Annotated in this window: 16 protein-coding genes; 8 read left to right on the top strand and 8 right to left on the bottom strand. The window is 60.0% G+C overall.

Going from position 1 to position 25,221, the window contains the following annotated elements:
* The first annotated feature begins 444 nt into the window (after nucleotides 1-444).
* Both BEN47_RS02400 and BEN47_RS02395 read left to right on the top strand, forming a co-directional pair.
* Nucleotides 445-3,660, top strand: a complete 3,216-nt coding sequence (locus tag BEN47_RS02400; RefSeq protein ID WP_070724685.1) for a SusC/RagA family TonB-linked outer membrane protein — start codon at nucleotides 445-447, stop codon at nucleotides 3,658-3,660.
* A 249-nt stretch (nucleotides 3,661-3,909) separates the two neighbouring features.
* Nucleotides 3,910-5,085, top strand: a complete 1,176-nt coding sequence (locus BEN47_RS02395) for a RagB/SusD family nutrient uptake outer membrane protein (RefSeq protein ID WP_158010807.1) — start codon at nucleotides 3,910-3,912, stop codon at nucleotides 5,083-5,085.
* Nucleotides 5,086-5,244: 159 nt separating this feature from the next.
* Here the strand turns inward: BEN47_RS02395 and hslU are convergent, their stop codons facing one another.
* The 3 genes from hslU to lon all read right to left on the bottom strand — a co-directional run bounded on the left by hslU (nucleotide 5,245) and on the right by lon (nucleotide 10,406).
* Nucleotides 5,245-6,651: an ATP-dependent protease ATPase subunit HslU gene (gene hslU / locus BEN47_RS02390; RefSeq protein ID WP_070724681.1), complete on the bottom strand. Its 1,407-nt coding sequence runs from the start codon at nucleotides 6,649-6,651 to the stop codon at nucleotides 5,245-5,247.
* Nucleotides 6,652-6,809: 158 nt separating this feature from the next.
* Nucleotides 6,810-7,871 carry a type IX secretion system protein PorQ gene (gene porQ / locus BEN47_RS02385; RefSeq protein ID WP_070724679.1) on the bottom strand — a complete coding sequence of 354 codons (1,062 nt, stop codon included), beginning with the start codon at nucleotides 7,869-7,871 and terminating at the stop codon, nucleotides 6,810-6,812.
* A gap of 111 nt (nucleotides 7,872-7,982) precedes the next feature.
* Nucleotides 7,983-10,406, bottom strand: a complete 2,424-nt coding sequence (gene lon / locus BEN47_RS02380; RefSeq protein ID WP_094122992.1) for an endopeptidase La — start codon at nucleotides 10,404-10,406, stop codon at nucleotides 7,983-7,985.
* Between the two features lie 373 nt (nucleotides 10,407-10,779).
* Here lon and BEN47_RS02375 point away from each other — a divergent pair, with 373 nt between their 5' ends.
* Together BEN47_RS02375 and BEN47_RS02370 are read left to right on the top strand one after the other, a co-directional pair.
* The gene (locus BEN47_RS02375; protein WP_083322039.1) at nucleotides 10,780-12,876 is read left to right on the top strand and encodes an OmpA family protein; all 2,097 of its coding nucleotides are present in this window, start codon (nucleotides 10,780-10,782) and stop codon (nucleotides 12,874-12,876) included.
* Nucleotides 12,877-12,986: 110 nt separating this feature from the next.
* Nucleotides 12,987-13,427, top strand: a complete 441-nt coding sequence (locus tag BEN47_RS02370; protein WP_070724675.1) for a hypothetical protein — start codon at nucleotides 12,987-12,989, stop codon at nucleotides 13,425-13,427.
* A gap of 10 nt (nucleotides 13,428-13,437) precedes the next feature.
* Here the strand turns inward: BEN47_RS02370 and BEN47_RS02365 are convergent, their stop codons facing one another.
* On the bottom strand, nucleotides 13,438-13,884 hold the full coding sequence (locus BEN47_RS02365; protein WP_070724672.1) for a 3-oxoacyl-ACP synthase: 447 nt from the start codon (nucleotides 13,882-13,884) through the stop codon (nucleotides 13,438-13,440).
* 494 nt (nucleotides 13,885-14,378) lie between these two features.
* Nucleotides 14,379-15,881 (bottom strand): GH3 family acyl-acid amido synthetase, encoded by a 1,503-nt coding sequence (locus BEN47_RS02355; RefSeq protein WP_070724668.1) that lies wholly within the window; start codon nucleotides 15,879-15,881, stop codon nucleotides 14,379-14,381.
* A 144-nt stretch (nucleotides 15,882-16,025) separates the two neighbouring features.
* Between BEN47_RS02355 and BEN47_RS02350 the strand changes: the two genes are divergently transcribed.
* Together BEN47_RS02350 and BEN47_RS02345 are read left to right on the top strand one after the other, a co-directional pair.
* Entirely contained in the window at nucleotides 16,026-16,460 is a 435-nt protein-coding gene (locus BEN47_RS02350; RefSeq protein WP_070724665.1) for an OsmC family peroxiredoxin, read from the top strand.
* Nucleotides 16,461-16,623: 163 nt separating this feature from the next.
* Complete coding sequence (locus BEN47_RS02345) at nucleotides 16,624-17,121, top strand: hypothetical protein (protein WP_070724663.1); 498 nt, start codon at nucleotides 16,624-16,626, stop codon at nucleotides 17,119-17,121.
* A 57-nt stretch (nucleotides 17,122-17,178) separates the two neighbouring features.
* On the opposite strand, the gene dnaA is transcribed toward BEN47_RS02345, so the two are convergent.
* The 3 genes from dnaA to BEN47_RS02330 all read right to left on the bottom strand — a co-directional run bounded on the left by dnaA (nucleotide 17,179) and on the right by BEN47_RS02330 (nucleotide 20,581).
* Nucleotides 17,179-18,738 (bottom strand): chromosomal replication initiator protein DnaA, encoded by a 1,560-nt coding sequence (gene dnaA, locus BEN47_RS02340; protein WP_083322038.1) that lies wholly within the window; start codon nucleotides 18,736-18,738, stop codon nucleotides 17,179-17,181.
* 153 nt (nucleotides 18,739-18,891) lie between these two features.
* Nucleotides 18,892-19,833, bottom strand: coding sequence for a bifunctional metallophosphatase/5'-nucleotidase (locus BEN47_RS02335; RefSeq protein ID WP_070724662.1), 942 nt, complete (start codon nucleotides 19,831-19,833; stop codon nucleotides 18,892-18,894).
* 28 nt (nucleotides 19,834-19,861) lie between these two features.
* Nucleotides 19,862-20,581, bottom strand: coding sequence for a 5'-nucleotidase C-terminal domain-containing protein (locus BEN47_RS02330; RefSeq protein ID WP_158010805.1), 720 nt, complete (start codon nucleotides 20,579-20,581; stop codon nucleotides 19,862-19,864).
* A 511-nt stretch (nucleotides 20,582-21,092) separates the two neighbouring features.
* Here BEN47_RS02330 and BEN47_RS02325 point away from each other — a divergent pair.
* On the top strand, nucleotides 21,093-22,874 hold the full coding sequence (locus BEN47_RS02325) for a methylmalonyl-CoA mutase family protein (RefSeq protein ID WP_070724658.1): 1,782 nt from the start codon (nucleotides 21,093-21,095) through the stop codon (nucleotides 22,872-22,874).
* Between the two features lie 102 nt (nucleotides 22,875-22,976).
* Nucleotides 22,977-25,196: a methylmalonyl-CoA mutase gene (scpA, locus tag BEN47_RS02320; RefSeq protein WP_070724656.1), complete on the top strand. Its 2,220-nt coding sequence runs from the start codon at nucleotides 22,977-22,979 to the stop codon at nucleotides 25,194-25,196.
* Nucleotides 25,197-25,221 lie beyond the last annotated feature (25 nt).

Raw genomic sequence — 25,221 nt, 5'->3', positions numbered from 1 at the left:
CGTTCCGCTAATCAGCGGATGCTTTCCTTAAGTTTAGCGACTGTCGTTGCATCCGTCTCAAAAGCCTTTCTGACCGCATGGTCAGGAAGGCTTTTTTGTTGTGTCCAATTCCGCTGTGTTGCCGTCAACAATGTGAACACGAAGCCATGCTTGACCCCTACATTTTTTCAGGCGTTAATACTTGCTTATGTATCGTACCAATCCGCAAATTTTTATGCGTAAGCATCTAGTATATATTATATGAAATGTGCATCTAACACTATGCCGTATTACTCGCCTCTTATTCTATTATTCCATTGTGTAAATTGTATTATTTAACTGATTTTTTAACAAAAGATTTAAATTTTAAAGTAACATGAAGTTTTTATTGCCCAGTTTCAAGTCTTTTGCCTTATTTTTGATAACACAATGCTCACATAACTTTTTTATTTTAACCTTTTGTCCATGAAAAAAATCATACTCATGAGTCTGGTGCTCATGTTTACTCTCCTTCAGGGGGCGATGGCACAAACCCGGACCATAACCGGGCGTGTGACCGACCAATCTACGGGCAGTGGCTTACCAGGCGTGACCGTTCTGCTGAAAGGCACCACCAACGGTGTTTCTTCTAACGCTGATGGCGCTTTCAGCCTAACAGTTCCGGAGGCTGGTGGCACGCTGGTGTTCAGCTCGGTAGGCATGACCACGCAAGAGCGGGTTATTGGCTCAAATTCTCAGTTCGCTGTTGCTTTGGCAACCGACACCAAGCAACTGACCGAAGTAGTGGTAACCGGTTACGGTGCTCAACAAGAGCGTCGGGACGTTATCGGCTCCATCGCCTCGGTAAAAGCTTCCGATTTTAAGGACCAGCCCATCATTGGTGTAGACCAGGCCCTACAGGGCCGGGCAGCCGGTGTGCAGGTAACCCAGAGTTCGGGCACGCCGGGCTCGGGCATCAGCGTGCGGGTGCGTGGCGCAGCTTCTATTGGCGCCAGCAATGAGCCTTTGTACGTAGTTGATGGCTTGCCAGTAAACACGGGTAACACTTCGCAGTTGGGTGCTGGCAACCAGGGCACCAACGGCCTGAACGACATTAACCCCAACGACATTGAATCCATCGAAGTCCTGAAGGATGCCGCCTCGGCTGCTATCTACGGCTCGCGGGCTTCAAACGGCGTGGTGCTCATTACCACCAAGCGTGGCAAGGCTGGCAAAGCCCGGATTGATGTAGACTACTATACCGGTGCACAATCGGTGTGGAAGCGCCCCGAAATAATCACCGGCGAGCAGCAAACGCAGCTCTTCCTGGACGCAGTCGCCAACCGCTTTCCAGCTAACGCCAATGGCAATTTTCCCGTTGGCACCAGGGTTTTCCGCACCAACGCCGACGCCGCAGCTTTCATATACAATAACCAGATAGCCTCGCGTGTCACGACCGTCAACGGCATATCTTCCTATAATGACCCAGCAGGCAACTTCATCCGCCCGCTCAGCCAATTCCAGGACCCCAGCACCTCTACTAACACCGACTACGTGAAAGAGGTATTGCGCACGGCTCCCATCAGCAACTACGGTCTTACCTTCTCGGGTGGCACTGATGCAAACCGCTACCGGGTGGCTCTAAACTACTTTGACCAGGAAGGCACCATCGTGGGCTCGGGCTTTGCCCGCGGCAGCGCTCGGGTAACTCTGGACAACAAAGTGACGGACAACGTGCGCATGGGTACTTCCCTGGGCCTGACCCAGAGCGTGAACAACCGTATCAACAACGACAACAGCATCTTCGGGGTATTGACGACGGCTCGCCTGTATGCCCGCGACCTGCCCATCTACCGCCCAGATGGTACTTACTACAAAGACGGCTCCCTGGAGAACCCCGTTGCCGCAGCAAAAGAGCCGTTTATCCGGAGCGCCAATAACCGTCTCATCGGCAGTCAGTTCGCTGAATTCGAATTCATCAAGAACTTGAAGTACCGCGCTACTTTTGGCTTGGATTTCACCTATGGCCGCGATGACCGGTTCTACTCGACCCTAACCAACGCAGGTGCTGCCGTAAGCGGTGAAGCTACTGTAGGCACCTTGCAGGACCTGAACTACAACCACATCAGTGCCTTCTCCTACTCGAAGACTTTTGCTGATGACCATAACGTTAGCGGTCTGCTCGTGGCCGAGTTCCAGCGCGATAAGGAAAGCACCACGTTTGCGCAAGCTACTGGATTCCCCAGCAACGCTATTCGTGAGCTTTCGGCTGGTGCCAACAAAACGAGTGCAACAACCAGTTCGACGGGTAACGCATTGTTTGGCACCCTGGCGAAGGTCGACTACTCGTTTAAAGGCCGCTACCTGCTCGGTGCTTCTATTCGCCGCGACCAGTCATCGCGCTTTGGCAAGGACAACCAGGTAGGCTACTTCCCGGCGGTATCGGCCGGCTGGCGTGTACTGGATGAATCTTTCCTGAAAGACCAGACGGTAATGAGCGAACTGAAGGTGCGCGGTAGCTACGGCGAAACCGGCAACCAGCCCACTGCCAACTTCGGTTCGCGCGGTCTGATTGGCCCCGGTGCCAACTACCTTGACCAAGGCGGTCTGGCCCTCACGCAGCTGGCCAACCCCGACTTGAAGTGGGAGCGCACCCGGCAGGCCAACGCCGGTATTGACTTCGGTTTCCTGCAGAACCGCTTCTATATTTCGGCTGATGTTTACCAGCGCAAGACGGATGACCTGCTACTGAATCAGCGCCTCGGTGCTGATACCGGCTTCACGGGCTACAGTGCCAACATTGGCAACATCGAGAACAAAGGCATCGAATTCGCTCTGACGACGCTGAACTTCCGCAACGAAGGCACCGGCTTCAACTGGGAAACCAACTTCAACATCAGCTTCAACCGCAACAAGGTGACCAAGCTGTCAGACTTGGCCGCTACGGGGCAGGCAGCAGGTTTTGCCAGCCGCCTGATTGTTGGTCAGCCGCTGGGTGCCTTCTATGGCTACCGTGTTGACCGTATCTTCCAGACTCAGGAGGAAATTAACCAGTTGGATACCGAAGCCCAAGCCAAAACCGGTACTACAACTGCTCGCTACCAGTCGGCCCTGACCCGCCCCGGCGACATCAAGTTTAGAGACCTTAACGGTGACGGCCGCATTACCGCCGACGACCAGCAAATCATGGGCAACGCCCAGCCCAAGTACTTTGGTGGCATCACCAACACCTTCCGCTACATGGGCTTCGACCTGAGCGCGTTCCTGCAATACAACGTAGGCAACAAGATTTACAACAACTCGAAGGCCTTCACCCAGGGTATGAGCACCACTTACAGCCAGGACGTAGAAGTGTTGAACCGCTGGACTCCCACCAACACCAACACCAATATTCCCCGTGCTGTGTTCGGGGACCCGAACCAGAACAACCGTACCTCGGACCGCTTCCTGGAAGATGGCTCGTATGCCCGCTTGAAGAGCTTGACCTTGGGCTACACCCTGCCCACAACGCTGGCCACCCGTGCCCACATCCGCACGATTCGCATCTACGCCCAGGCGCAGAACTTAGTGACCTTCACTAACTATTCGGGTCTCGACCCGGAGGTGAGCACCTTTAGCGGCACCAATACCGCGCTGGGTACCGACTTCTTCACTTACCCCCAGGCCCGCACCATCACCGGTGGCGTCACGCTCGGCTTCTAATCTTCTTGACTCTATATAATCATGCAAATAATGAATTTTCGTCAGCTGGCTACTCGTTCGGCCCTGCTTCTGAGCTTGGGTCTGTCGGTAGGAGCATGTGAGAAAGCGGTCAATGTAGAGCCGTTCAACAGTGTAAGCTCAGATACTGGCTTCTCAACTAAGGAGGATGCTGCTGCCGGCTTGCTAGGTACATACGACGCACTTCAGGCCGGTGACTACTACGGCCTGTCGTTTCCATCGATTTCTGATTTGATATCCGGAGACATGCTCCACGTGGGCACTTTTGTTACTACCTACGGGGTAATCGGGCAAAACCAGACCCTGCCCGATAACATCCAAGTGGGCAACACCTGGAACGCCATCTATCGGGCCATCAGCCGGGCTAACTACCTGATTCAGCAAAGCGAGAAAATTACGGACCCTGCTTTTCCGCAAGCAGCAACCATAGCCCAGGCGCGTGGTATTCGCGCCTTAGCTTACATGGACCTGCTGGGCTTGTGGGGCGGCAGCACCCAGGGCTACGGGTTCACCGGTGGCCGTGGGGTGCCGTTGCGCCTGGCTCCCACTACTGCCATTGGCCCAGAGACCCAAGCCATTGCGCGCGCCTCAGAAGTGGAAGTGGCTGCCGCTATTCGGGCAGACCTCGACTTCGCCATCGCCAACCTGCAGCCGGGTTCTGGCAGCAACCGCCTCACCAAATCGTCGGCCCTGGCTCTGCGGGCTCGGTTCGAGTTACGGGAGCGCAAGTATGCCGAAGCACTGTCGTTTGCTAAGCAAGTACCTGCCATTGCAGGCTTTGCAACTTCGGCACCTACCGGCACCACAGCGCCGGATGCTATCTGGCAGCTGTTTTTCTCGAACACGGACCAGAACTCGTACGCTTTCTTTTGGTATCCTGCTCCCGGTGGTCGCAACGAATTTGACCCAGGCACTACCATCGCCGCGGCCCACCCAACTGGTGACCTGCGCCGTCCCATCAACGTTGTAACCGCCACTACGCCTATCACCGTGGCAGGTGCTCCGTTTACCCTGTCTCCCGGCACTACCCAGAAGTATTACCGTACTTCGACCCGCGATGACCGTTTCAACATGATTCGCTATGCCGAGGTAGTACTTACCATTGCGGAGGCAGCTGCTCAGACCGGTGCCTTGGCTGAGGCTACCACCAATCTCAACATGATTCGCACCCGGGCGGGCCTGGCTCCAACCACAGCCACCACTGCTGCAGCCCTCATCACTGATATCCTGCTACAGCGCCGCTTGGAATTTGCTTACGAAGGCCTCTATTGGATAGACTTGCGCCGCACTAACAGAATACAGACGGCTTTGCCGACTTATGCTGAAACGTTCCGGAACCTCTTCCCCATTCCGTTGCGCGAGGTACAGCTCACCAACAATCTGATTGAGCAGAACCCTGGTTACTAGGTTACTGTAGCAATTGATTAAACAAAAAAATCCCCGGCCAGTAGTGGCCGGGGATTTTTTTGTTTAAGGACCTATCCAAAAAATGCCCCCTTGAAGAAGCTCAGCATGACAGTCGGGATACTTTTCGGATAAGTTTTATGTAGCAGTGGTAGGTTCCGATTACAGAATATACTGGCTCAAATCGCGGTTCTTCACCATGTCGTTCAACCGCTCGTTCACCAGCTCGGCGGTGATGAGGATGCGGGCGTTGGGGCCAATTTTGTCGGGCACGTCGTAGAGAATGTCGTTCAGCAGCCGGCTCATGACCGTGTGCAGGCGGCGCGCCCCGATGTTCTCGACCTCCGCGTTTACCTCGGAAGCAATTTCGGCTACGCGCTCCAGGGCGGCATCGTCGAAGGTGAGCTCTACTTCCTCGGCTTTGAGTAGGGCTTCATATTGCTTGGTGAGGGCGTTTTTGGGGTCTTTGAGAATGCGGAAAAAGTCTTCCTTGGTGAGGCTCTGCAGCTCCACGCGAATAGGAAAGCGCCCCTGCAGTTCCGGAATCAGGTCCGAGGGCTTGCTAACGTGGAACGCGCCGGCGGCAATAAACAGGATGTGGTCGGTGTTGACGATGCCGTACTTGGTGCTCACGGCCGAGCCCTCCACGATGGGCAGCAGGTCGCGCTGCACGCCCTGCCGGCTCACGTCGGGACCGCCGCCACCGCTTTTGCTGCCGCTGCTGGCCACTTTGTCTATTTCATCGATGAAGATGATGCCGGCGTTTTCGGCCTGGCGAATGGCCTCGTCCTTCACCTCGTCCATGTCGATGAGCTTGGCCGCTTCCTCGTCGAGCAGGAGCTTGCGGGCTTCGGCCACGGTCACTTTTCGCTTGCGGGTTTTCTTGGGCATCATGTTGCCCAGCATGTCCTGCAGGCCCGAAAGCGTGCTTTCGTCCATGCCGGGAGGTGCGCCCATCAGGCCCACGCTGGGGCCCGCCTGCGCCACCTGAATCTCAATTTTGCGGTCTTCCAGCTCGCCGTTCTTAATCTTCTGGCGGAACCGCTCGCGGGTGCGCTCGTTGAGCTCGGAGTCGGATTGCGGCACGTCGTCGGTGCCGCCGCTGCCGAAACCCACGCCCGGCTTGGCGCCCGCGGGCCGGGGCATGGCCGGAATCAGGGCATCCAGAATCAACTCTTCCACGGCATCGGCGGCCTGGGTTTTCACGGCTTCCTGGCGGCGGGCCTTCACGCGGCTCACGCTTTGCTCGGCCAGGTCGCGCACCATGCTTTCCACGTCGCGGCCCACGTAGCCCACTTCCGTGAATTTGCTGGCTTCTACTTTCACAAACGGGGCATCGGCCAGGTGCGCCAGGCGGCGGGCTATTTCAGTTTTGCCCACGCCGGTGGCCCCAATCATGAGAATATTGTTCGGCACAATCTCGGCCTGCATGTCCAGGGAGGCGTGCAGGCGGCGCCAGCGGTTGCGTAGCGCAATGGCCACGTGCCGCTTGGCCTCGTGCTGGCCAATGATGTATTTATCGAGTTCGGCCACGATTTGGGCCGGGGTAAGGAAATCCTGATTGAGCATGGGGAAAGTAGGGGTGTCTACATTAAATGGAACGTCATGCTGAGCTTGCCGAAGCATCTCTACCGCCATTAGCAATCCAATCGGATGGGTTTAGTGGCGCGGTAGAGATGCTTCGGCAAGCTCGGCATGACGTTCCTGAATTGTAGCTTACGGTTAAATTACTCTTTCTTCTTAAACAACGAATCCAGGTTGCGGGCCAGGGTGAAGTATTCGCTGGAGCCCGCGGCCTGCAGCGTGGCGTGGGTATAATCGATTTGGAAGCCCGCAAGTTTCAGCATGACGCCAAAGCTGAGGCCCGCGCCGCCGCCAGTATTTTCCAGGCGCAGCTCGCGGCGCTGCAGGTGGTTATAGCCGGCGCGCAGCTGCAGCCCCTTGCCCAGCACCAGCGCGGCGCTCACCGTGAAGTGTCGGGCCAGGTTGTCGCCAAAGCTTCGGCCGGGCTGTTTCCGGGTCGTGTCGGCATTCAGAGGGGTGCGCTGGTTGGGGTCGAGGTACTGAATGTCCCACTGCTGCAGATGGTGCGCGGTGAGCGAAAAGCGCAGCGGCATGTGCTCGGGCTTGATGGTGGCGCCCAACTGCACGTCCAGCGGCAAGGGGCCGCGCCTGGTGCCAGGATAGGGCGAGAACTGGAACCCCGCGTTTTTCACGGCCAAGCCCGCCGTAAAGTCCTGCGTGGGGTGCTTGTACACCACGCCCACGTCAGCCACGCCCGCGAAGGAACGGTTGCCGGCAATGCTGGAAACCGCCAGCTTGGTGGTGGCGCCAAACGTGTAGTTGCCGGTGGTGTAGGAGTCCGATACGCCCACCGTGTACTCGTTCACGCCAAACGTACCCAGGCTGTTGCCAGCCGCGTCGTAGCTCTCCAGGCTGCCGTAGTTGAGGTAGGTGATGCCCACGCCGAAGCGCCCGTACTTCTGAGTATTGAACACGTAGGCCGCGGTACTTTGCTTGATGTCGGCTACGTAGGCCACATAGCTCAGCGCCAGGCGGCCGTCCATGTCCGCGTTCAGCAGGGCCGGATTGGCGAAGAGCATGGTAGGGTCGTCGTTGCGGTTCGACACGTTGTGGCCGCCCAAGGCCGCTTGCTGCGCCCCCGCCGGCAGGTCCAGGAACGGAAACACCTTGCCCCCACCCAGCTGCTGCGCGGCAGCCGGCTTCCAGCCGACTATTCCCAACAACAGGCAAAAACCGGCCAGCCGGCAAGCGAAAACGTGCTTCATATGGCTAAGTTAAGCGGCAAGTAGCCCTTGCAAAGGCACCAAACGGTCACGAAGAAGCAGAAAGTACTTCGGAACGGGGATTAATGCGCTCGGAGCGACCAATTGGGTTTTTTATTGCACCTCCACGCTGGGACCAACCACGGGCACGGGCTCGTCGCGCACGGGCAGCTTTTGCGGGTGCGGCACCAGCTCATCGAGCAGGGCCACGCGCAGCACATCGTCCACGCGGTCGGCGTAGTGAATGGTGAGACCTTTGAGGTAATCTTCCTGGATTTCCTCAATGTCCTTGCGGTTCTTGGGGCACAGAATGATGTCCTTCATGCCGGCGCGGCGGGCCGCCAGCAGCTTCTCCTTGATACCGCCCACCGGCAGCACCTTGCCCCGCAGCGTGATTTCACCGGTCATGGCCAGGCGCGGGCGCACCCGGCGTTGCGTGAAGGCCGAAGCCATGCTGGTGAAGATGGCGATGCCCGCACTGGGTCCGTCTTTGGGCACGGCGCCCTCGGGGAAGTGAATGTGCAGGTCGTACTGCTCAAACAGGCGGTAATCGATGCCAATTTCATCGGCCCGGCTGCGCAGGTAGGATAGCGCCGTAATGGCCGATTCCTTCATCACATCGCCCAGCTGGCCGCTCAGCGTGAGCTTGCCCCGGCCGCGGCTCAGCAGGCTTTCCACGAAGAGAATGTCGCCGCCCACGCTGGTCCAAGCCAGGCCCGTGACCACGCCGGCGGTGTCGTTGTCCTGGTACTGGTCGCGGTCGAAAATGGCGGCGCCGAGGATTTTGCGGATTTCGGCGGGCTCCATCACAGCAGGCAGCGGCTCCTTGCCGGCCTTGCGGCGGGCCAGGTTACGCGTCACGGCGGCCAGCTTGCGCTCTAGGCCGCGCACGCCGCTTTCCCGAGTGTAGTCGTCGGCCACGCGGTGCAGGGCGGCGTCGGTTATTTTCACTTCGGCTTCGTCCAGGCCGTGGTCCTTCAGCTGCTTGGGCCAGAGGTGCTTGCGCGCAATCTGCACCTTCTCTTCCTGGGTGTAGCCGGTCAGGTCGATGATTTCCATCCGGTCGCGCAGGGCGGGCTGAATGGTGTCGAGCGAGTTGGCTGTGGCAATGAACAGGACCTTGCTCAAGTCGTATTCCACCTCCAGGTAGTTGTCGGTGAAGGTAGCGTTCTGCTCCGGGTCCAGTACTTCGAGCAGGGCCGAGCTGGGGTCGCCGCGGAAGTCGCTGCTCACCTTGTCAATCTCGTCAAGAATAATGACCGGGTTCGACGAGCCGGCCTTCTTAATCTGCGCAATGATGCGGCCGGGCATGGCGCCCACGTAGGTTTTGCGGTGGCCACGAATCTCGGCTTCGTCACGCACGCCACCCAGGCTCATCCGGATGTATTTGCGGCCCATAGCGGCCGCAATGCTACGCCCCAGCGAAGTCTTGCCCACGCCGGGAGGCCCGTAGAGGCACAGAATGGGCGCCTTCAGGTCCTGCTTCAGCTTGAGCACGGCGATGTACTCCAGAATCCGCTCCTTCACTTTTTCGAGGCCGAAGTGGTCGGCGTCGAGGATTTTTTTGGTTTGCTTGAGGTTGAATTTATCCTTGGTGTACTCGCCCCAGGGCAGGTCGAGCAGGAACTCCACGTAGTTCATGCTCACCGAGTAGTCGGGCGCCATGGGGTTGGTCCGGGCCAGCTTTTCCATTTCTTTCTTGAAATGAAGCGCGACGTTCTCGGGCCACTTTTTGGTTTCGGCGCGGGCGCGCAGGCGGTTCACGTCCTCGTCCGGGCCGTCCTGCCCCAGCTCGTCCTGCAGGGTTTTGAGCTGCTGGCGCAGGAAGTACTCGCGTTGCTGCGCATCGATGCCGGTGTGGGTTTTCGAGCGAATGTCCTGCTTGATTTCCAGTAGCTCGGCCTGACTCAGCAGGGCCTCCAGCAGCTGGCGGGCTTGCTGCTCGGGGTCGGCCAACTCCAGCAGTTTCTGCCTGGCGGGCAGGTCAAGCTGCACGTTGGAGGACAGGAAATGCGTAAGAAAGGCCGGCGACTGGATGCCGTCGAGCATGGCCCGCGCCTCCATGGGGATTTCGGGGGTGAGCTCCAGCACCTTGGTGGCCGCCTCGCGCAGGGCCTGCAACAAGCCAAATTCGCCTGGAATTTCCACGTTCAGGGCCACTTCGGCAAAGTAGCTCACCCGCGCCGTGAGCTGGGGCGTGAAGGTCAGCTGCTCTTCGATGGTGAAGCGCACCTGCCCCTGCAGGATAATGGTGACCTGGCCATCGGGCTGCTCCAACAGCTTCAGAATGCGGGCCAGCGTGCCCACGGGGTGCAGCTCGTCGGTGGTGGGCTCGGCGTCATCGGGGCTTTTTTGGGCCACTACGCCCAGCAGCTTATCGGCCGCGTAGGCCTTGCGCACCAGCTTAATGCTCTTTTTGCGCGTAACCGTAACCGGCAGCACCACCCCCGGAAACAGCACGGTGTTGCGCACCGGCAGCAGGGGCAGCGTAGGCGGCGCGTCGTCGCCACGCAGCAGGTGGTCGGGGTCGGCGGCCATTATCGCAATGGCTTCGGGTTGGGAATTATTGTCGTGAAACGCCCGAATTGGGGACGTTAGGAAAGGAAGAACAGATGCCAGACGCATGGGCGGGGATAAAGCCAAAAACAACAGCCGCAGGTGCCAGATTGGCAGCCCGGTGCTCCGAGAAAGAGGACACACAAGATACGGTCCCCGGGCGCCTTCGGGTCTCAAGGGCCGTGCCAGGAGGGGTCATCCGCCAAAGCGGCGCACCTGCGGGCACGGTTCTGCTCGGTAGCAGTGCGTAAATCGCTAAATTGTTGGCAACTTGCGTGAATTATATATTTTCATTACTCTTCCAATGTTCCTTTTATTGCGTCGGTGCCAATTTCTTTTCCTGCTACTCGCGGGAATGGCCGCCGCTCCCCAGGCCCAGGCGCAACGCCGGACCCCTAAAAGCACCCGGCCAGCCGCTTCCCCCTCTACCGATACCACCAGCGGCGGGGCCTCGGCCGCCCCGGCTAGCCGCCAGCCCGCCACGCAGCCAGCCGCTGGCAAAGCCGGCGCCCCGGCCATAGCCCCCGGCACTTACCGCACGGCGGCCCTCACCAGCCGCAACAGCCGCAAGCTGCGCCTGCGCCCCGACGGCACCCCGGATTTTGCCAACATCAACCGCTACCCTTATTATGAGAACAAGAAGGCCTTGCGGGCGCTGGCCAGAGCCGAAAAGCGCCGCGACTACCGCACGGCCCGTGCGCTACTCGAAGGCTACGTGGCCGAGTTTGGCCCCACCAACTTCGCCCGCAACACCGACATGCTCTGGCGCTTGGGCCAGCTGCTGGAGCGCGACAACCAGCAGGCCAAAGCCCTGGCATACTACCGCCTCGCCCTCAAGCACCAGCGTACCGACATCACCAAAATTCAGCTGTACTACGACTCGCTGGAGAAGAAAAACCAGGTCCTGTACGTGCCCCTGAAAACGTACTATGCCCTAGTGGAGTACCGCAAGAACATCAGCACGTTTCGCCCGCCCAAAGGTGTGTACACGAGCATGGGCGACGCCATCAACAGCAAGATGCCGGACTACGGGCCGGCACTGGGCGGCAACGACTCCACGATGCTTTTCAGCAGCAAGCGCAAACGGCGCGGCATTACCGAGGTCATCGACGAGGACCTGTACACCTCGCACCGCGAAGGCATCAGCTGGACCGATGCCGAACCGCTGCCCAAGCCCATCAACTCGCCCAACAACGAAGGCTCGGCCTGCCTGAGCAAAGACGGCCGCACCATCTTCTTCGCCCGCTGCGAGTGCGCCACCTGCAGCGGCAACTGCGACCTGTTTACGGCCACCAAGGGCAAAGACGGCAAGTGGAGTGCCCCCAAGAGCCTGGGCAAGGAGGTGAACTCGCCGGCCTGGGACTCGCAGCCCACCCTTTCCCAAAACGAGGACACGCTCTACTTTGCCTCCGACCGCCTGGGTGGTTTCGGGCTGTCGGATATCTATTTCACGCACAAGCTGAAAAACGGCCAGTGGAGTCCCGCCGAGAACGCCGGCCCAGTGGTAAACACCCGCGAGAGCGAAGTGAGCCCCTTTTACCATCCGCTCTACCACGTGTTGTACTTCAGCTCGCGGGGCCAGTTGCTGAACTTCGGCGACTTTGACATCTACAAAACCTACCGGGTGCGCGGCCATTGGCAGGAGCCCAAAAACATTGGCCCATTGGTAAACGGCAAGGGTTCTGAATACTACTTTACCATCGACCGCGACAGCAAAAACCTCTACTACGCCCGCTCCGAAGCTACGGACCTCAACAACCTCGACCTCTACTCCTTCCCGCTGCCCATGGAGGCCCAGCCCCTGGCCACCACCCACGTCGAAGGGACCTTGCTGGACTCGGTGTCCAGCCAGCCGCTCAAGGGCATCGTGAGCATCATGGACCTGGACAACGGCGTCGAGGTAGCCAGCAAGTTTATCCGGCCCGACGGCACGTTTGACTTTGAGCTGATTGAGGGCTCGCACTACGCCATGCTCATCCAGAGCACCGATTTTTTCAGCGTGGAAAAGCAGTTTTTGTTGAAGGGCGACACCGTGATGGCGCTGCTCACGAACAGCATCGATTACAAGCTGCCGCTAATTTTCAAGAACATTGAGTTTCAGCAGGGCAAGTCGGCCATCCTTCCCTCCATGTACTCCACGCTTGACCGCATTGCCATCTTCCTGGTCGACCACCCCACGTTCCGGCTCAACGTTGGCGGCCACACCGACACCAGCGGCGACCCCGACGTGAACGAGCAGCTTTCGCAAAACCGCGCCGAGGAAATCCGCAAATACATCGAGCGCAAAGGCAACATCAAGCCCGACCGCATCGAAAGCCTGGGCTACGGCTCTTCCCGCCCCCTCAAAGACGAGCTGACCGACGCCGACGCCCGGGTGAACCGCCGCGTCGAATTCCGCCTCCTCAAGCCCGAAGGCGACAAGCCCGCCGACGGCGGTGGAGAATGGAAGTAGGCAGCAGTGCCGAGTACCTCGCGGCGCCCGTCTTGGTCGGCAACCGCAACAATTAACCCCGCAAACCCGAAGCGCACATTCCCTTTCGAAGGCATCTAGGCCGTGTCATTGTGATAATCAGCAGCATCCCCGATTTTCGTTTGCAGCACGACGAAGCATTGGGCTTGCTGCGCCTGGAATGGATTACTGTCGTGGGCACAGATTCGCTTCGGTCCAGTGCCACGCAACTGCTGGAACTGGCCCGTCAGCTGAGCGTGCGCGTCTTGCTACTCGACATGAACACCGTGCCCAACATATCGGTGGCCGACGAGCTGTGGCTGGGCACCCACTGGATGCCCGGCATCGTGCAACTGCCGCTGCAGCATTTGGTGCTGGCCATCGACAGCAGCCGCGTCCACAACCAGCTGGCTATCGATGCGCTGCACGATTTGGTGCAGCCCGCCATTCGGTTTGAGTCGCACTATTTTTCTGATGCGGACTCGGCCATGCACTGGCTCGCTGACGCCACGGGCCGGCTGCCGGGGCTAAAGGCCGAATGGGAAGCCCGGTAGCCCCAGCGCCCTACTCCACCGCCAGCACCTGTACCGCCTTGCCATTGAACACGGCCTGCTCGCCCGCCTGCAGCCCCTTGAGAGCCACCGCCACCGGCGCGGCGGGTGATACCGCAAACACCTCCGGCCCCTCCCCCGCCAGCTTGCCGGCGCTCACACTGATGTAGAACCGGCCCATACTGGTGGTCACCAGCGCGCCGGGCCGCACCGTGTCGCAGGAGGCCTCGGGGTTGATGCGGACCAGCTCGGCTTGCAGCTGCTGGGCCTGCTGCATGTGGGCCGCGTTGCGGTCGCGCTCGGCGTTGGCCATTTCGCGGCCGGTCTCGTACTTGTCGCCCGCGCTGCTCTTGGTTTCGGAGGATGACGACTCCTGGGCGGCCCGCATGGCCGTGCGGGCGGCGTTGATGCGCTGCTCAATGAAAGTGTGGCAGAGGGCGTGGAGGGCAGGTTTGGTCATCTAATATTTTTGCGCTTTTCGGTCAAATGTATTTCGCTTTCAAGTTTCAGCGTCTGGTCTTCAAATTCTCTTTTTAAATAATCGACTTGTGTCTTTAGGGATTCAATACTTTTAGAGTTAGCATTTGTGTTCAACGTATTCATCACAAATGTCCCCAGGCTTATCATTGATGCGACTAGTATACCCGTTATCTGCATCCATCTTAACAAATTTGCGTTCGCTTTTTCTCTGCCTTCGTCCAGAATGGCTTTTTGAATTAGCGCTTGCGCGCCGTCGGGTGTGCAGGTAATCTTGAATGGCCTTGTGTCTCTATTCACATTAACGAAGCCTCTACCTTTTAGATAAGTATGCGGCTTGCATCACGTCGCTTTCACTTAAACGAAGTAAATCTGATAATTCACGAATATTGGGAGCTTCACTGATGCGTGGGACATTGTAAGTCCTCTCCAAAACGCAGTGCTGATTTCTATACAGCTTTGGCACGAAATATTTCATTATAAGGCGCTTTTGTTTTTAAGAGCTTCCGCCACCTTACGGTCGTTCCCCAACCTCGGCACCTTGTTCTGCCCGCCCAGCTTGCCCAGGCTTTTCATGTAGCGCTGAAAGGTCCCAACGGGCAGCGGCGTGAGTTGCAGCGGCACGAGGATATTGCCGCGCCGTAAGTCGTCGTAGTAGCTATTTCGATGGCGTAGCGCCGTATCCAAAGCCCCTGCAAAAGCGGCTACATCACGCGGAGGCCGCGCAAACTCCACCAGCCACTCGTGGCGCGAGGGCGTGGCGGGGTCGTCGCCCACCAGCGGCGCTACGGTGAATTCGGTGACTTCGACTTCGGAAAATTGGGCCATGGCGGCGCGCAGGGCCTGCTCTACTTCCTCGCCAATGACATGCTCGCCAAAGGCCGAGAGGAAGTGCTTGATGCGGCCCGTAACCACCACGCGGTGCGGCGCCAAGCTCACAAACCGCACCGTGTCGCCGATGGAATACCCCCACAGGCCGGCGTTGGAGGTGAGCACCACGGCGTACTGCTTGTCCAGCTCCACGTCGGCGATGGTGAGGCGGGGCGCGTCGGGCTCGAAGAACCGCTCGGCGGGCACGAACTCGAAGAAGATGCCGCTGTTCAGGAGCAGCAGTAGGCCGGGGTTGCCGGGCTCGTCCTGAAAGGCCAGAAAGCCTTCGGAGGCGGGAAACAGCTCGATGCTGTCCACTGGCCGGCCGATGCTTTCGAAGAGCTTGGCGCGGTAGGGCTCAAAGTTGACGCCGCCGTAGACGAACAGGTTGAAATCGGGAAAAATGTCCTTGACGGGCCGGCCGGTGCGGGCCGTGAGGCGGTCAAAATACATCTGCACCCACGGCGGAATGCCCGATATGAGCGTCATCTTCTCTCCCAGCGTCTCGTCCACGATGCGCTCCAGCTTGGTTTCCCAGTCTTCGATGACGTTGGTGGCGTGGCTGGGCAGCTGGTTGCGGCGCAGGTAGGCCGGCACGTGGTGGTTGGCAATGCCCGAGAGCCGGCCCGTGCGAATGCCGTGGTGCATTTCCAGCTCCGGCGAGCCGGACAGGAAGATGAGTTTACCATCGAGAAACTGGCTGCGGCCAGTGCGGTGGACGTAGTGCAGCAACGCATCCTTGGCCCCGTTGATGTGGTTGGGGATGCTGGCACGCGTGATGGGAATGTACTTGGTGCCGGACGTGGTGCCGCTGGTTTTGGCCAGATACAGCGGGTGGCCGGGCCAGAGCACGTCAGCCTCACCGGCCTGCGTGCGGTCAAAATAAGGCTTTAGTGCTTCGTAGTCGCGCACGGGCACTTGGCGGGTCAGGTCCGTGGGCGTCTGCACGCGGCCCAGGTCGTGCGCCTGGCCAAAGGCGGTGCCAGCAGCAGTAGCGGCGAGCTGGCGAAGCAGCTCCTGCTGGGTGGCTACGGGGCGCTGCTGCCAGCGTTGGTAGCGCCGGGCAATGTACCGGGCCAGCGGGCGGCTCAGCGCTGATTTCAATCCCATAATTCAGATAAAGACGCCATTGAAAGGGGTGCGAAGGTACGTTCGCTGAGTTCGCCGGGGTGCTGGCCCGGCAACCCCACTAACTTGCCGCCGTTAGCACGGTTTCAATACCTCATCTCTTACCCAACCCATTACCCAAACACCATGGCAGACCACAAAGGAACCGCCGCCTGGACCGGCGACATCAAAGGCAGCGGCACGCTCAGCACCGAAAGCGGCGCGCTCAATGCCCCGTATTCCGTTGGCAGCCGCTTCGAAGGCAAGCAGGGCACCAACCCCGAAGAACTCATCGGCGCGGCCCACGCCGGCTGCTACACCATGTACCTGACCAGCGTGCTCACCAAGCACGGCCACCAGGTTGAAAGCATCACCACGTCGTCGACTGTGACGATGAATCCCAACAACGGCCACCCCGTCATCGAGCGCATCCACGTGAGCACCGAAGGCCGCGTGAGCGGCGGCAACATCACCGCCGAAGACTTCCAGAAGCACGCCGAAGACGCCAAGGCCAACTGCCCGGTATCCAAAGCCCTGAGCGCCGTACCCGAAATGACGCTCGACGCGAAGTTTGTGGGGTAGTTTTTGTCCGAAAAAAGCTAGAGCAACGTCATGCTGAGCTTGCCGAAGCCTCTCTGCCGCGCAACCAATTAATTTGAGTGGCACGGCAGAGAGCTTCGGCAAGCTCAGCATGACGTTCTGCTTTCATTATAGACTACAAAAATCTAGACCCTAAATTTGCCCCATGCCCACTGGTACCACCCGCATCCGCCTTCGCCCCGCCAACACCTCCCGCATTCCCTTTTGGGGGCAGCTAGCCATCGGCGGCTTTTGGCTGTCCTACGTGCTGTTCTCCATGTGGGGCGACAGCAATGCCAACGACTACCACTTCCTGCACTGGGTATTCCTGGTGTTCACTTTTGTCTACATTGGCTACATCCTGGTGCACAACGCGCCCATTTTCGGCACCCAGAGCTACCTTGAGTTCACGCCGGGCTACATTGTGCACAAAGCCGGCCTCTTCCGCGCCAAACAGGTATTTGCCGCCGAGAAAATAGCTGCCCTGGAGCTCCGCCCCATGATGCTGCGCGTGCAGCAAAAAGACGGCGAAGTCTACGCTCTCAACTTGCGGGAAGTAAAAGGGAAATTGCGCAAAAAGCGCTTCCGGGAGCAGGTACGGGAGTTTGCCAGCAACCACGGCGTGCAGCTGGTGGAAACCAGCAGCCCCACCGCTACCGCCTAGAGCGGTTCTCGTGACATAAGGGGTAGACACCCAAAATGTTGCGTCTCTACCTCAGTATTATTTCGCGAACTTCTTCCGCAGCTCGTCCACTTGGTCGCGGAATTTTTTGTCCGAATCAACCAAGTCCGATACCGTTTGCACCGAGTGCATCACCGTGGTATGGTCGCGCCCCCCGAAATGGAAACCAATGGTTTTCAGGGTGTGGGCGGTGTGGTGCTTGGCAAAGTACATGGCTACCTGCCGGGCCGTCACCACTTCTTTTTTGCGGGTTTTGTCCTTCAGCAGCTCTACCGAGATGTTGAAATAGGCGGCCACGGTCTTCTGAATGAAGTCCAGGTTCACTTCGGCTTCCACCTCTTCAATGATGTGGCGCAGGGCCTGCTTCACCATTTCCAAGTCAATGTCGCGGCGCGAAAGGCTGCTCTGGGCTACCAGCGAGGCAATTACGCCTTCCAGCTCGCGCACGTTGGTGTGCACCGAGTTGGCGAGGTAGTCCACCACGTGGTCCGGTGGAATATCGATGCCGTCCTGCTCCATCTTGTTGCGGATGATGGCCACCCGCGTCTCAAAGTCGGGGCTTTGCACGTCGGCCGTCAGGCCCCACTTAAAGCGGTTCAGCAGCCGGTCTTCCAGGCCTTGCAGGTCTTTGGGCGGCCGGTCGGAGGTCATCACAATCTGCTTGCCGGACTGGTGCAAGTGGTTGAAAATGTGGAAGAACATCTCCTGCGTCTTGCCCTTGTTGGCCAGGAACTGCACGTCGTCCAGAATCAGGGCATCGACCTGCAGGTAGAAATTGGCGAAGTCCTGCACCTGCGCGCGCTGCACGCTGTCGATGAACTGGTTGGTGAATTTCTCCGCCGACACATAGAGCACAAATCGCTCGGGCGCCGTGGCCTTGATGTGGTTGCCGATGGCCTGCACGAGGTGCGTTTTGCCCAGGCCCACGCCGCCGTACACCATCAGCGGGTTGAAGCTGGTGGTGCCGGGCTTGTTGGCCACGGCCAGGCCCGCCGAGCGGGCCAAGCGGTTGCAGTCGCCCTCAATGTAGTTATCGAACGTGTACGAGCCGTTGAGCTGCGACGGCACGAGGTTGCCGTCCACGGGTTTGGCCGTGTCGAAGGGGTTGCGGGGCGGCGCCAGCGTGTCGGCGTTGCTCGCGCTGTTGCTGAAGTTATTGCCGCGCGGCGTGGTACGCACCGCGCCTGACGATACGTAGCGCGCCGAGGCGGCCCGGCCACTGCCGGCCAGCGGGTTGCCCATGGGCGCGGGCGATGGGCTTTGGGGGGCATCGCGCGGGTCGGGCGCGGCGGCTTTGCGGGGCGGCGGCAGGTGCAGGGCCCGGGGCGGGGTATGGTCGTTGCCTTGGTCCACCACCACGCTGTATTCGAGGCGGCCATCGGCGCCCAACTCCTTGTAGAGCGCCCGGCGCAGCTCGTCCACGTAGTGTTCCTCCAGCCAGTCGTAGAAATAAGCACTGGGCACCTGAATGGTCAGGACGTTGCTTTTGAGTTCAACCGGGACAATAGGCTGGAACCAGGTCTTGAAACTCTGCTCCCCGATTTCCGCCGAGATGCTGCGCAAACAGCCAGCCCAAACCGTACGAAAATCTTTGAGCATGAGTGCAGTTAGACAACAGCCGGGTGCGAACCGGGGACAAAAAATGCAATAAAACTGAACCGCGCGAAAGCAGGCCAATTTTTTAGAGGGGCACAAAATTGTGGAAAACTCTGCACTTAAAAAAGCCGAAATCCCCTTGCTTTTGTCGTGCTTTTAACAGGCAGCCGTAACCGGTACCACAGAGGCACTTGCCAATCCGCCACGTTTGGTTTTCGGCGAAAATTCATAATCCAGCCTTCCCAGATTTATACCCGACCAGCCCACCTGGTTGATGAGCGTGGAGCGGCCGTCGGGGCTGGCAATGGGTTCGGGCGCGTCCATGAACGTGTGCGTGTGGCCGCCCAGTATCAGGTCGATGCCGGAAACTTGGGCGGCTAGCTTACAGTCATCCACCTTGGCGCTCTGGTACTTGTAGCCGAGGTGCGAGAGGCAGATGACCAGGTCGCACTTTTCGGGGCCGCGCAGCTGGGCGGCCGTCTCTTTGGCCTTGGCTACGGGGTCGAGGTAGACGGTAGCGCCGAAGTTCTTGTCGGCAACCAGCCCGGCCAGCTCAATGCCCAGGCCAAATACGCCGATGCGGATGCCCTGCTTCTCAAACACCTTGTAGGGCGCAATCTTGCCCGCCATGGGGGTTTTGGAGAAATCGTAGTTTGCTACCAGAAACGGGAAGGTGGCGTTGGGCAACTGGCGCTGCAGGCCTTCCAGGCCGTTGTCGAAATCGTGGTTGCCGAGGGTGCTGGCATCGTAGCTCATCTGGCTCATGAGCTTGTACTCCAGTTCGCCCCCAAAGAAGTTGAAATAGGGCGTGCCTTGGAAAATATCACCCGAATCCAGGAGCAGCACGTTGGCTTCTTTGCTGCGAATGTCTTTGATGAGGGCCGCGCGCCGCGCCATGCCGCCCAGCCCGGCCCACTGCCCGCCGTTGTCGGGAAAGGGCTCGATGCGGGAGTGCATGTCGTTGGTGTGCAGAATGGTCAGCTTGACCGGACCCTTAGCGGCAGTAGCGGCTTCGGCCGAAGGGGCCAGGCCACCCAGCACGGTGAGGCCGGCGGTGCCCAGCAGGGATTGACGGAGAAAATCGCGGCGAGTAGTCATCGGATATATAGGATATTGTCCAGTTTTTTTACTGCTTTACACGGCCTTCCACCTTGGCGGTCACGGCCTTACCCTCCTTAGTGAGGGCGCGAATGTGGTCGGCAATGGCGGTGCGAAGCAGCACGTTGGTGGGGCGGGGCGTGAGGGTTTTGAAAAACACCATGTTGTCGCCGCCGTCGGCCAAGTAGTCGGAAATGGCAATGGCCCAGGTTCTGTCCTGGTTGATGTCGAACGGCTGGTCGCCGATGCGGATGTCCTTGGGCAGGCCGTCGAAGGTAACGGCGTAGGTAGCGCCGGATACCGCCATTTTGACTTTGGCTGCGAACTCGAACAGCTGCTGCACCACGGGGCCGGGCGCGTCGAGCACCACCAGCTCGTTTTCGAACGGCATGAGCTCAAACACGGAACCCAGCGTGACGGGGCCGGCCGCCAAACCCGCGCGCAGGCCGCCGTTGGTCATCACGCCCAGCGGCACGGGCTGGCCCAGCGCCTGGCTGGCCCGGGCCCGCTGCAAATCGGCCACGAAGTTGGACAGCGGCGACTCGCCGGGCGCCTTAACCAGCGCTACCGGCGCGGTGCCCAGCACTTCCTGCATCTGGCTGGTCACTTTGTCGTGGTACGGCGCAATGATGGCGGCCACGGCGGGGTCTTCGGGCTGTGTTTTGCCAACCGGCTGGCTGGTGACGGGTGCAAAACTGGCCTTGGGCACATAGGCGGCGCGCTGGCAGGAGCCCAGCAACGTAAGCAAACCAAGAACGGGAACGCGAAAGCAAGAAAGGCGCATTTTTTAGCTAAGTGACGAGTTGCAAAGGTAGTTGGTTTGCGGGGCCGGCGCAGGATGATTGGGCCAACAAATCTGCTGCCCAACGCCGCTCCGATATTATGAAGTCCCGCTCGCGGAAAAAGCAGAAGCGCCGGTTGGGACCAGCTAGAAAAGGTTAAAGCGCAGCACTGCTGAGGACGTGGTGATAAGCGCTTTGTATAAACGGCTGTACCTGAAGATGCCGCTGTGTTCTGCCCGCAGCTAGCCAAGCGCCTCCTTAAACGATGAAGAAGGTGGTAGAATGATGGACTGCCATTTCGCAGCTGTCGGAGCGAAATCTATTTTGCTGGTAACGCTAAGATTGGGGTTTTGGCTCGCCCTACAATCCTTTGCGGCGCGGCCTTTGAGGCGGGCGCGGTATCTTTCGGCCCATTCCCGGTTTCGCCTTCTCACGAGCGCGCCTGCCGTAAATGCTGCTTCGATGAGCCCCCTTCCTATGTCTGATACCCCCGTGGCTACGCCTGTTTCCTTCGCTGAATTTCCGGCCGTGACCACGGCCGAGTGGCAGGCCCGCCTGGCCCGCGACCTGAAGGGGCAGGACCCGGCCACCCTGCGCTGGCACCTGCCCGACGGCTTCAACGTGGAGCCTTTTTACCACCGCGAAGCCCTGGCGGCCCTGGGCACGCTGCCCACTCCCCTGCCCCACCCGCAGGTACCCTGGCTGAACGTGCCCACCCTGACGGTGGAGGCCGGCGATGGCCGCAACCAGATTGACCTGGCCGCCGCCGCCCTGCGCAACGGCGCCGACGGCATTCATTTCGTGCTGCCCGACGCCCCGACCTTTGCCGTGCACTACCTGGCCGAACAGCTCCCCCTGGCCCGCACCTACGTGGGCTACACCGTGACGGCCGGCGCCGCCGACCTGCTGAGCCAGCTCGTGGATGCAGCCCCCGGCACGGCACTGCGCGGGTTTATGCGTTTCCGGTCAGCAGGCGGGCCTGAAGGGGCAGCTACGGCAGACCACCGCGACGAATTGCGCCGCTGTGTGAGCCTGACCACGGGCATGCCCGACTTTCGGGCCCTGGCGGTTAACGCGGCCTTTTTTGGCGACCGGGGCGCTACTGCTACCCAACAAATTGCCTTTGCGCTGAACGCCGCCGCTGCCTTGCTGGCCGATGTGCCCAGTGAGGAAATCAGCGCGGCGCAGGTGGCCGGGGCCCTGCACGTGCACGTGGCCGTTGGCCCCAGCTACTTCCTCGAAATAGCCAAGCTGCGGGCGCTGCGGCGGCTGTGGGCCACGCTGCTGCACGGCTTTGGGCTGCCTGAGGCACTGAACGGGCAGCTGCGCATCCACGCCGCCACTTCTTCCTGGACGCAAACCACCCTCGACTCGCACACCAACCTGCTGCGCCACACCACGGAGGCCATGAGCGCCGTGCTAGGCGGGGCCGATTCCTTGTCGGTGGCGCCGTTTGACAGCCTGTACGCGGAGCCCAACGACTTTTCGGGCCGCTTGGCGCGCAACCTCTCCGTGCTGCTGCGCGAAGAATCAGGGCTGGGCCAGGTGCAGGACCCGGCCGCCGGCTCCTACTACCTCGAAACGCTTACGGACCAGCTGGCCCGCGAGGCCTGGGTGCATTTCCAACGCATGGAAGCCGCCGGGGGCCTGCCCCAAGTGCGCGGCCTGATGCAAGAAGAAATCAAGGAGGCGGCCACCGAAACGTTCCGGCGCATTGCCAGTGGCCAGCAGGTGGTGGTGGGCACCAACCGCTTCCAGAACCGGGGCGAGCAGTTTAGCTTCCACCCCAAAAAGCTGCTGCGCTCGGCGTCGTTTGACGTGACGCGCGCTACGTACCCCACCGAGGTGTTGCGCCTGGCCACAGCCCTGCACTTTGAGCGCCGGGAAAGGAAGAGCAAACGCGCGGCCGTGGTGCTGCTGGGCACGAACACCAACCAGATTATCCTGGAGTCGTTCCTGAACACACTGCTGCCCCACGAGCGGCCCGAAATGGCGGCCAGCCACCCCAAAGGCACAGTCTCCTTGCTGTATTCGTCGCCCGAAGAAGCCACCCTGATGTATGCCACTCCGGAGCAGTTCCAGCGGTTTGCGCGCTTCATCTACCAGATTCCGACCGAGAAGCAGCTGTTCATTCCGCCCACGTTGCTCAGCTCTGACATGCCCACGCTGCAAGAGGCCGTCCGGGTCTTTGGCTTCCAGGAAATGAAGGTGCAGGGCTACACCACTGAACAAGTCCTGGACCGCCTGCAAGGGCGCTAAACTGCTCATTAGTTGTTTATTGTCCGTGGTCAACACCTGTTGATGGCTGATACACCAAAACAACCTAATACCGGACAACTATCAACTGACAACTACCCCGAAATGAAGCCCGACTTTTCCACGATTCCCTACGACGCGGCTCCCATACCCGGCGCTGCCGCGGCCGAAACAGCTGCTTCGCTCACCCCCGAAGGCATTGCGGTGAAGCCCGTGTACACGGCGGCCGATGTGGCCGGCCTCGACCACTTGGGTTTTGGGGCGGGGCAGGCGCCGTACCTGCGCGGGCCGTATGCCTCGATGTACGTGCAGAACCCGTGGACCGTCCGGCAGTACGCGGGCTTTTCGACGGCCGAGGCCAGCAATGCCTTTTACCGCCGCAACCTGGCCGGTGGGCAGAAAGGGCTGAGCGTGGCCTTTGACCTGGCCACGCACCGCGGCTACGATTCGGACCACCCCCGCGTGCAGGGCGACGTGGGCAAGGCCGGCGTGGCCATCGACTCGGTGGAGGACATGAAAATTCTCTTCGACCAGATTCCGCTTGACCAGATGTCGGTGAGCATGACCATGAACGGGGCCGTGCTGCCGATATTGGCCTTCTACATTGTGGCCGCCGAGGAGCAGGGCGTGAGCCCGGACAAGTTGGCCGGCACCATTCAGAACGACATTCTGAAGGAGTTCATGGTGCGCAACACCTACATCTACCCGCCCGCGCCGAGCATGCGCATCATCGCCGATATTTTCAGCTACACGGCGGCCCTCATGCCCAAGTTCAACTCGATTTCCATCTCGGGCTACCACATGCAGGAAGCCGGCGCCACCGCCGACCTGGAGCTGGCCTACACCCTGGCCGACGGCCTGGAATACGTGCGCGCCGGCCTGGCGGCGGGCATGAAGATTGACGAGTTTGCGCCGCGCCTGAGCTTCTTCTGGGCCATTGGCATGAACCACTTCATGGAGATTGCCAAGCTGCGCGCCGGCCGCATGCTGTGGGCCAAGCTCATCAAGGCGTTCAACCCCACCAACCCCAAAAGCCTGGCCCTGCGCACGCACTGCCAGACGTCGGGCTACTCCCTCACCGAGCAGGACCCTTACAACAACGTGGCCCGCACCGCCATTGAGGCGCTGGCCGCCGTGCTTGGCGGCACCCAAAGCCTGCACACCAACGCCCTGGACGAGGCCATTGCCCTGCCCACCGACTTTTCGGCCCGCATTGCCCGCAACACCCAGCTCTACCTGCAGCACGAAACCGACGTGACCAAAGTAGTAGACCCCTGGGGCGGCTCCTATTACGTGGAAACCCTCACCCACGAACTGGCCGACAAGGCTTGGGCGCTCATTCAGGAAGTAGAGGAGCTGGGCGGCATGGCCAAGGCCATCGAAACCGGCCTGCCCAAGCTGCGCATCGAGGAAGCCGCCGCCCGCAAGCAGGCCCGCATCGACGCGGGCCGCGAAATCATCGTGGGCGTAAACAAGTACCAGACCACCGAAAAAACCGAGGTCGAAGTACTTGATATCGACAACGACGCGGTGCGCGAAAGCCAGATTGCCCGGTTGAAAGACATCCGCGTCACGCGGGATAACGTGGCCGTGAAAGTGGCGCTGGCGGCTATCACCGAAGCGGCCGCTGGCCGCCTCGGTGAGTTAAAAGTTAAGAGTGATGAGTTGAGAGCTGAAATAACGGAAGCATCGGCCGAATCAACCCTTAACTCTCAACTCTTAACTCTTAACTCAAATAACTTATTAGCCCTGGCCGTGACCGCCGCCCGTGCTCGCGCCACCCTCGGCGAAATATCCGACGCCCTCGAAGCCCAGTACGGCCGGCACCAGGCCACCACGCGTACGGTATCGGGTGTGTACTCGCAGGAAATGCACCACAACGAAGCCTTCGCCGCCGCCCGCGCTGCGGCCGAAGATTTTGCGGCCCGCGAAGGCCGCCGCCCCCGCATGCTGGTGGCCAAAATGGGCCAGGACGGCCACGACCGCGGTGCCAAAATCATCGCCACCAGCTTCGCCGACGTGGGCTTCGATGTGGACATTGCCCCCCTCTTTCAGACGCCCGCCGAAGTAGCCCGCCAAGCCGCAGACAACGACGTGCACGTGGTGGGCGTGAGCAGCCTCGCCGCCGGCCACAAAACCCTGCTCCCCCTGCTGCTCACGGAGCTAAAGGAGCTTGGCCGCGAGGATATTCTGGTAATAGCCGGCGGCGTGATTCCAGCCCAGGACTACCAGTATCTCTACGATGCCGGCGTGGCCGGCGTGTACGGTCCGGGCACGGTAATCGCCACGGCCGCGCAGGAGATTCTGGGGAAGCTGGGGGACTAGTTGCCTTGTTTGTATCTGCACCTAA

The sequence above is a fragment of the Hymenobacter lapidarius genome, assembly GCF_001816145.1.
Lineage (GTDB): Bacteria > Bacteroidota > Bacteroidia > Cytophagales > Hymenobacteraceae > Hymenobacter > Hymenobacter lapidarius.
Note: the sequence above shows the minus strand (reverse complement) of the source record. Positions and strands in the feature narration are given on the sequence as shown.